This is a genomic window from Paenimyroides ummariense, assembly GCF_900115115.1.
Classification (GTDB): domain Bacteria; phylum Bacteroidota; class Bacteroidia; order Flavobacteriales; family Flavobacteriaceae; genus Flavobacterium; species Flavobacterium ummariense.
On record NZ_FOVI01000010.1, the window covers coordinates 116,993 to 126,025 of the forward strand.

General features: G+C 32.6%; 10 protein-coding genes. All 10 read left to right on the top strand.

The genetic code is table 11. The annotated features are described in order from the left end of the window. Nucleotides 1-106 precede the first annotated feature (106 nt). The 10 genes from BM253_RS09290 to BM253_RS09335 all read left to right on the top strand — a co-directional run bounded on the left by BM253_RS09290 (nt 107) and on the right by BM253_RS09335 (nt 8,863). Nucleotides 107-1,051, top strand: coding sequence for a M20/M25/M40 family metallo-hydrolase (locus BM253_RS09290; protein ID WP_091522762.1), 945 nt, complete (start codon nt 107-109; stop codon nt 1,049-1,051). 52 nt (nt 1,052-1,103) lie between these two features. Further along, nucleotides 1,104-1,781: an SDR family NAD(P)-dependent oxidoreductase gene (locus BM253_RS09295; RefSeq protein WP_091522765.1), complete on the top strand. Its 678-nt coding sequence runs from the start codon at nt 1,104-1,106 to the stop codon at nt 1,779-1,781. Further along, on the top strand, nt 1,782-2,381 hold the full coding sequence (locus BM253_RS09300) for a SprT-like domain-containing protein (protein ID WP_091522768.1): 600 nt from the start codon (nt 1,782-1,784) through the stop codon (nt 2,379-2,381). Nucleotides 2,382-2,383: 2 nt separating this feature from the next. Further along, complete coding sequence (locus tag BM253_RS09305) at nt 2,384-3,454, top strand: mannose-1-phosphate guanylyltransferase (RefSeq protein WP_091522772.1); 1,071 nt, start codon at nt 2,384-2,386, stop codon at nt 3,452-3,454. 118 nt (nt 3,455-3,572) lie between these two features. After that, on the top strand, nt 3,573-5,315 hold the full coding sequence (locus BM253_RS09310) for a tetratricopeptide repeat protein (RefSeq protein WP_091522775.1): 1,743 nt from the start codon (nt 3,573-3,575) through the stop codon (nt 5,313-5,315). A gap of 81 nt (nt 5,316-5,396) precedes the next feature. Then, a complete protein-coding gene (locus BM253_RS09315) occupies nt 5,397-5,969 on the top strand; it encodes a hypothetical protein (RefSeq protein ID WP_091522779.1) in 573 nt (190 codons plus the stop codon). Nucleotides 5,970-5,984: 15 nt separating this feature from the next. Further along, nucleotides 5,985-6,725: a hypothetical protein gene (locus BM253_RS09320; protein WP_091522781.1), complete on the top strand. Its 741-nt coding sequence runs from the start codon at nt 5,985-5,987 to the stop codon at nt 6,723-6,725. A 2-nt stretch (nt 6,726-6,727) separates the two neighbouring features. Then, nucleotides 6,728-7,417 (top strand): hypothetical protein, encoded by a 690-nt coding sequence (locus tag BM253_RS09325; RefSeq protein WP_091522784.1) that lies wholly within the window; start codon nt 6,728-6,730, stop codon nt 7,415-7,417. Between the two features lie 20 nt (nt 7,418-7,437). Then, nucleotides 7,438-8,214 (top strand): sensor histidine kinase, encoded by a 777-nt coding sequence (locus BM253_RS09330; protein WP_091522787.1) that lies wholly within the window; start codon nt 7,438-7,440, stop codon nt 8,212-8,214. After that, the gene (locus BM253_RS09335) at nt 8,186-8,863 is read left to right on the top strand and encodes a response regulator transcription factor (RefSeq protein ID WP_091522791.1); all 678 of its coding nucleotides are present in this window, start codon (nt 8,186-8,188) and stop codon (nt 8,861-8,863) included. The genes BM253_RS09330 and BM253_RS09335 overlap by 29 nt, the downstream gene beginning before the upstream one ends. Nucleotides 8,864-9,033: the final 170 nt, after the last annotated feature.

Sequence of the window (9,033 nt, forward strand, 5' to 3'; positions counted from 1 at the left end):
AAATGCATAAAATCTACAAAACATTCGTCAAAGAATAGTATTTATATAAACCCGTTTTGATTTTTCAGAACGGGTTTTTTTGTATTTTTGTTTAAAACGTAAAAAAATGAAAAAAATTCTTCTGTTTGCAGCTTTATCGTTGTCGTTAGTTGCTTGTAAATCTAATAAAAGTGCAGATGTTTCTAACTATCAGGTAAAAGAAGCTGATGTAAGTTCAACTTTGAAATATTTAGCTTCTGATGAATTAGCAGGGCGTGATCCTGGCACCGAAGGAATTGAAAAAGCAGCAAATTATCTGGAAGAAATTCTAAAAAAATCTAACGTTAAACCGTATTTTTCTACTTATAAAGATACACTTTCTAACTATGACAATTCATTTAATGTGGTTGGATATATCGAAGGAATAGATCCGAAACTGAAAAGCGAATTTGTAATTTTAGGTGCACACTATGATCATATCGGAATTACAGAAAAAGGTTTTGACGGCGATTATATCAACAACGGAGCAAACGATAATGCATCGGGAACAACGGTTTTGGCTGAAGTTGCAAAGTATTTAGGTAAAACAAAAAACAGCAAACGCAGCGTGTTAATTGTTTTCTTTTCTGCCGAAGAAAAAGGTTTGTTAGGATCGAAACATTTGGCTAAAAAACTAAAACAGCAAAATATAAATGTGTACAGCATGTTGAATTTTGAGATGGTTGGTGTACCAATGAATTATGATTTTAAATTGTTTTTAACAGGATACACTAAATCAAACATGGCTGCGAAACTAAACGAATATGCGGGCAGTACGCTAATAGGAATGTCTGAAGGAGCTGAAAAATACAATTTGTTTGCAGCGTCAGATAATTATCCGTTTTACGAAGAATTTAAAATTCCGGCTCATACCGTTTCAGCGTTCGATTTTTCAAACTTTGATTTTTACCATCATCCAAAAGATGAATTTCAGATTATGGATACTAAATTCATGACCACCATTGCAAAAGAAATGCTTCCGGTAGTATCAAAAATGATTAATGCAGAAACCAAAGAAATAAAAATGAATTAGGCAGAAATGTCTAACCTTAACAATTCAACAAATAAACGATTCAATAATCTAAATGAAAACCATCATAATCACAGGAACAAGCCGTGGAATAGGGGCAGAGTTGGTTAAACAATTCGCTGCCGAAGGTCATACCATTATTTCCCTTTCACGAAACAGTAATCCTGAATTAGAAAACCTGCCAAATGTTTATTACAAATCGGTCGATTTAAGTAACGATGCTTCTGTAGCTGCATTTGCCGTAGCATTGAAAGATCAGTTTAAAAATATCGATATTTTAATTCACAACGCAGGAACCATCATCAATAAACCATTTGCCGAAATTTCATCTGCCGATTTTGAATATGTTTACAAAGTAAATGTTTTTGGGGTTGCAGCTTTAAACCGTGCCGTTTTGCCTTTAATGGGCAACGGCAGCCATGTAGTTACCATCAGCAGTATGGGCGGCATTCAGGGCAGTTCTAAATTTCCCGGTTTAGCGGCGTACAGTTCAAGTAAAGGAGCTGTGATTACATTGAGCGAATTATTGGCAGAAGAATACAAAGAACAAGGTGTTGCTTTTAATGTTTTGGCGTTGGGTGCGGTACAGACCGAGATGCTTCAAGAAGCATTTCCGGGTTATCAAGCACCGATTTATCCAAACGAAATGGCGGTTTATATTAAAGATTTCGCCTTAAACGGAAATCGTTTTTTTAACGGAAAGGTTTTAGAAGTTTCATCAAGCACACCGTAATTGAAAAACGTTTTAGCTACATATTTACCCGAAAATTCGGTCGATGCTGTTTTTGAACTGATAAAAGCATACCACATTCATTTTAAAATTGTAAATGGACGGGTAACTCGTCATGGCGATTATCGAAAAAATCCCGACGGATCGCACAAAATTACGGTAAATGCCACGCTGAATAAATATCGATTTTTAATAACAACCATTCACGAAATTGCACATTTAGTCGCTTTTCAAAAATATGGTCGGTTTATAAAACCCCATGGGTTGGAATGGAAACAAACCTTTCGATTATTGATGCTTCCTTTTATAAATGCGCAGGTTTTTCCAGCAGAAGTTGTGCCTTTTGTGGCAAGTCATTTTAAAAATCCGTCGGCAAGCAGCGATACCGATGCTATTTTATCCATGCAGCTTAAAAAATTCGATGCTCCAACAAACAAAGTTTTTGTAGATGAACTACCTTTGGGAACCATCTTCAAAATTGAAAACGGACGCGTGTTTAAGAAAGGAAAACTCCGCGTAAAGCTGTTTGAATGCACCGATATAAAAAATAACCAAGTATATTTGTTTAAACCTAATATGCAGGTAGAACTTTTGAATACCTAACAATGAATAAAAACTATTATGCAGTAATAATGGCAGGTGGCGTGGGATCGCGTTTTTGGCCAGTAAGCACACCCGAATTTCCTAAACAGTTTCACGATATGTTGGGAACGGGCGAAACTTTGGTTCAGAAAACCTTTACCCGTTTAAGTCAGCTTATTCCTAAAGAAAATATTTTAATTTTAACCAACGATAAATACAGCGATATTTTAAAAGAACAATTGCCCATGATTACCAATGAGCAAATTGTTTTAGAACCCGATATGCGCAATACGGCGCCGTGTATTTTGTATGCGTCGATGAAAATTAAAAAACAAAATCCCGATGCGGTGATGATTGTGGCTCCGTCTGATCATTGGATTGAAGACGAGGTACAGTTTGTATCAAATTTACAGCGTGCTTTTGATAATTGCGAATCCGATAATGTGCTGATGACTTTAGGAATTATTCCTACTTTTCCAAATACAGGTTACGGATATATCGAATACAACAAATTAGATTCCCGTCAGATTAAAAAAGTAGTTCAGTTTCGTGAAAAACCGGATTATCAAACGGCAAAAACATTTATTCAGCGAAGAAATTTCCTTTGGAATTCAGGAATCTTCGTTTGGAATGTTCGATCTATTTTAGAAGCTTTTGAGAAGTTTCAGCCAGAAATGTATCAATTGTTTCAAGCAGGATTTTCGACCTTCAATACTTCAGAAGAAAAACAGTTTATTGCAGAAAATTACAGCAAAGCCGAAAATATTTCTATTGATTATGCCGTAATGGAAAAAGCAGACAATGTGTTTATTTTGCCTGCGACTTTTGATTGGAACGATTTAGGAACCTGGGGATCTTTGTACGATAAACTGCCTAAAGACGAATGCGACAATGCCATGGTGAACGGCAATTTGTTTGTAGAAAATGCCACAAATAACATCATTCGAACAAATCCAAATAAAATGGTGGTTATTGGCGGTTTAGATGATTTTATCATTGTAGATAAAGACGATGTTTTGTTGATTTATCCTAAAAAGAAAGAACAAGAAATAAAGCAGATCGTTGCAAAAATGAATGCTAAAAAGTCTGAATAGATTCCGGCTTTTTTGTGCGTAATATTACCTAAATGTTAGTTTTGAGTAAAATTACCTGTAAATAGTAAAAATAATTGTAGTAAATTTATTTAAAATACAATATTAGTGTATCACAGAAATGCTTTTAAAAAATAAACTTCTAAAACCTTATTTATTAAATAATTACAAACGTAGTTTTTTAGTAATCTTCTTTTTGCTTTTTTGTGGTGTCAATATTTTTGCCAATACCAACTCTAAATTGGTTAATGATTTCATTAATGAAAATAAAGAGATTTTAGAACCTGCGACCATTAATAAAAATTATCTGCGAAAAACAAAAACGGTTAAAACACACGACAGACAGGTTTTACAGGTGGTTAATAAGGTTTTACAAGCCGAAGCTTATTCCAAGAATTTTGATAACATAAATAGCGAAAGTATTTCGCTTTACCTGGAAGCATTGAGCGAAGCCGAGAAAATCAATGATGAAAATTTACTGGTTTATGTAAATACGCAGGTTGGTTTTTTTTACTATTCGTATAACGAATATATTAAGGCGATGCCATTTTTTATAAAATCGTCTAATTTATTGGATAAAAGTACAATTGATAATCTTATTCAACCGGCAGATGTCTATAAAAAGAATGCTTATTTTTTTGGAAGCATCAATCAGCATCAAAAAAGCATCGATTATCTTTTAAAAGCTTTAAAATATACGCCATCAAACGATAAACTTTATGCTACTTTTTTAAACAATATTGGGTCAAGTTATTATAAAATGGGTGCGTTAGAAAATGCCCGTAACTATTTTATAAAAGCCCAAAAGGTATCATTAGAAAACAATTTCGAAGTACGTTATGCAAAAGTATTGGGAGATTTGGCTTTAATTCATTTTGATGCAAAGGAATATCAAAAAGCCATTACACTTTTACAGCAAGATATAGAACTATCAAAAAAAAATAAATCAGACAGAAATACCATGTACGCTCAAATTTTACTGAGTAAGGTATATGTTGAGACCAATGAATTTAGCAAAGCAAAACAAACCCTTGCATTGGCTAACGAATATGTTTTAAGTAAAGAATATTTAACAAGCCATGCCTACGAAATTGCCGAGGTAAACTTACAAATTGCCTTAAAAACAAACGATACTGTTTTAGAATTGCAAGCACGACGTGCATTAGATGTTTTAGGTGCCGATATTGTAAATAAAGATGGTGAAGAAGCCATAAAATTGGTTGGTTGGGAAACTCAGAAAGAGCAGTTCAACACCAAGTTAGAAGCAGAAAAAGCCAAAGTTGAACAAGCCAATTTAAAAGTTTTAATTATTTGCGGTATTGTTATTTTTATTATTGTGGTAACTATTTTTATTGTTCGATCTATTCAGTTTCGATTTAAAAATAAAGAAGCGCAGTACGAGAATAATATCCTGCAATACAAAATCAATCAATTACAGTCTAAAAGTAAGTTGGATGATTATGATTTAACATTGAAATCGTATCAAACTTATTTATCAGATCAAAACAAGCAGATGGATCTTATAGAGCAAGAACTCGATAAACTAAATACCAATACCGTTAGTAAAGATCAGGCTAAATTGTTTTTGCAAGAATTATTGGATCAGCAAAAAATGTCCGGAACCAATTGGTTGGCATTAAAAAATACATTTCTAAAAGAAGAAAACGACTACTATAATGCTCTGCTTGAGAACTTTCCTGATTTAAGCGAGCTTAACTTACGCATTGTAATTTTAAATAAAATGGACTTAAAACCTGCAGAAATTGCATTGGTTTTAAACATAAAAATCGACGTAGTGAATAATGCCTTGCAACGCTTACGTAAAAACTTCAAAGGCAGGTTTGATAAACATTCAATAAATTAGTGAATATTATTGCATAAATTATAGGTAATTATCCGATTTTATATTTATTTTTGTTAATGAAAACCTAAAAACATATTAAAAATGGAAGAGATAATTACTTCTCTGAAACATTGGGAAGCTGTTCGTAACAATCCTGATGTATTGACAGAACTCTTCATGAGCAACTTGGGATTCGAACTTGATATGAGTCTTTTTCCTGAAAAAAAGCCATTACATGCTTATGCTGCTGTTAAAGATGGGGAATTAGGCTTTTACGTGATATCAGAAGTAAACGATGTAGATTCTTCTCCAGAAGATTTAAGTGCTAATTGTTATTGGTGCCCTGCTTTAATGGCATTTGAGGGCGGGGGTCAAGAAATTCCTGAAGCCGAGGCTAACTTACGTTTGGGTACTTGGAAAGAAACTTTTCCTATTTGGATTCAGCAGATTGTTAAAATGCCTTTTGGTATCTATCAAACATTTCATATACCAACTACAGATTTGAAACCGCAGAAGTACGCTGCATTATTTGCCTTAAAAGATAACATTATAACTCCTGATATTAAAGAAGCAGATCTGGTTTTAACCAATAATGCAGGGATTTTTTATGACACAATTCGAAGTCAGCCACCATACTCTTATACCAGCCAGTATTATATTTTAAGCTTGATATAACCTAAAAAAATAATTATGAAAATTCTAAAAAATTCTTTAGTAATATTAATATTTACAATTTTCGGTTGCAGCAACGATCAAAGTAATCTAGATATTATTACAGAAGAAGAAAATATACATATTAATCAAACGAATAGTATTTCTAACTATAGTTTAGAAGAAATTTTAAATGGCATTCGCAAGTGGGATAGTTTGCGAAGCAACCCAGATGAATTATTACAACACTTTGAAAATTACAACGCATTAAATTTAGATATTTCACAGTTTCCTCAAGGAAATACTTTGCACGCTTATGCATGTATTCTTAATGGTGAGTTGAAATTTGCAGTTATATCGGAAGTTTATGATAGCGAATCGTATCAAGATAGTTTAATAGACTATATAAAAATAGTAGATCTACATTATACTGATATCGCAGTATTGACAGAGCAAACGTATGAAAGTTATACATTTCCATTACCTACTCAATATATTCAAGCTGCGGATGCTATAAACCGTATTGAAGATTGGAATGTTAATTTTGAAAATTGGTTAAGCAATACGACATCTGTTTATCAAGGTTTTCATATGCCAACCTATAGTTTACAAGCGCAGGATTATACTATTTATTTGGGATTGAAGAGCAATATAGGTAGCCCCAATATAAAAGATGCCGATTTGGTTATAGATAGTAATAATGGATTATTTTATGACACTGTGGCTGGATTTCCGCGTCCAGGACGACAAGGAAAATATTATCTCTTAGAATTAATTTAATTATGATGGAAAGCTACGCTTTTATATTTCATGCTTTTACTTATGTAAACACATTTATACTTATACTGTCCAATATTATAGGTGTTATTATGTTGAGAAAAAATAAAAGCATAATACTTAAGATCTTAGCATATTATTTATTTGTTTGTTGTTTTTTTGATGTTATTACTAGTTTCATTGTTTTTCTTTTGGAGCAAGGGGCTATTGAAGATTTTTCAACAATATATCTTGGGATTATTTTTAGGCTGATAGAATTACTTTTAATAGGTTATCTCATTAACAAGCATTGGTTAAAAAATAAGGTAGCGTGGCTTTTAATGATATTTAGCAGCATATATTTATTATATGATTTATTTACCTTTCAATCAAAAGGAATATTAAATTATGAAGCTAAGGCTCAAACAGTAGCTAACATATTATTAATTGGTTTAATTGTTGTAAATCTTTTAAAGCAACTTAAAAATGCTAAACAATTTAACGTAACCAATCAAATGCTAAGCATGGTTTTTTTAACGTATTTTTCTATACACTTGGTATATACGGTTATTCAGAATTTTATTATAAACCAATCCTTTACCGATAAAAGTTTTGCACTTTTTTATTCTAGTTATGCAATACTTCATATCATTTATTATGCTGCATTAGCATTTATATTGTATAAAAATCTTAAAAAAACACAATTAAAATTATAAATATTCAATGGGCACAAAATATGGAAAAATGGCAGAATTCCGACACGTTGCTTCTCTGGGTTATTATCATTATTGGGGTAATGATACTACTTGTAGGCACCTTGATAAGCGTTTTTTATATATCGTACAGAAAAGTTCTTCGGTCTAAAGACGAAGAGATTAGGATAAAAATGGATTATCAGCGTTCTTTACTGCAAGTAAGTTTAGAAGCACAAGAAAACGAACGTATTCGTATAGCGGCAGATTTGCACGATAACATCATCAGCACGCTAACCGTTATACGTTTAAAAGCCGCAATAGGATCCAACCAGCAAGAGTTAGATCAATTATTAGGAACGGCAATAGATGAATCGCGAAGAATTTCGCATGAATTATCGCCACCTTTATACGAAGAAAAACCGTTAGAAAACAACTTATTAACCATTTTGAAAAGTTGGCGAAGTTTTTATCATATAGATCATGTTGTGGATGTTCGTACAGATCGACCCATAAACAAAACCATAAAATTGCAACTGGTGCGTATCTTACAAGAACTGTTAAACAACGTTCACAAACACGCTAAAGCATCACATGTAGATTTAACATTGCGCATTACCAATAAATACATTGTTTTACTGGTTAAAGATAACGGCATTGGCTTTAATACCACCACAGTTAAAAATGGCATTGGTTTACAAAACATTGCATTGCGTACCGATAATTTAAATGCGCAATACAAATACAAAAGTTCAAAAGAAAAAGGAACCCGTTTTATTTTTTTTGTAAAGAATGGAAAAAATAAAATTAGCATTAGTTGATGATGATTACCTGATTGTAACATTATTAAAAAGTTTTTTTAACCAGGATCAGTCAACACAAGTGGTATATGATACCACAGACGGATACCAGTTATTCAATTATTTAGAAGAAAAGAATAACGAGCGGATAGATATTCTGCTGCTCGATTTAAAAATGAAAACAATAGATGGGCTAGAAGTACTTAAACACGTTAAGACAAATCATCCCGAATTAAAAGTTGTCGTTGTGTCATCGCACTATCAGGATAATTCCATAGGATTTATGACCAAAGAAGGTGTTGCCGGCTTTTTACCCAAAGGAATGTCTCCTTTTGAACTGCTCGATATTGTTAAGCAGGTTCATAAGAATGGTTTTTATCTGAATAAAGATCAAATGGAAATTCTGCGCGAACAAATTTCGTCTAAAGTATCAAAACCAATGCTCGATGAAGACGAATTGCTAACCGACCGCGAAAAAGAAATTATAAAGTTATTGTGCCAGCAAAAAACGGCAAAAGAAATTGGGGAACACTTATTTATAACTCAGCGTACGGTTGAAGGGCATAAGAATAATCTGTTTACTAAAATCGGCGTTCGCAACGTTGCCGGTCTAATAGTTTATGCACTTCAAAAGCACATTGTAACACTTGAAGAACTCTCTTTAAATTAAAGTTTATTCTATATAATTTGAATCTATGATCCGTCATTATAAGTTCTCGACAAGCTCCTTTAGATTTGTATTTATAAAAATAAGTAAATTTATCATAAAGAGAAAAGTGTTTAAGTAAACTATTACCCGCTCAGAGAAAAACTCATAGTTCGATTTAGACTTAAACACTT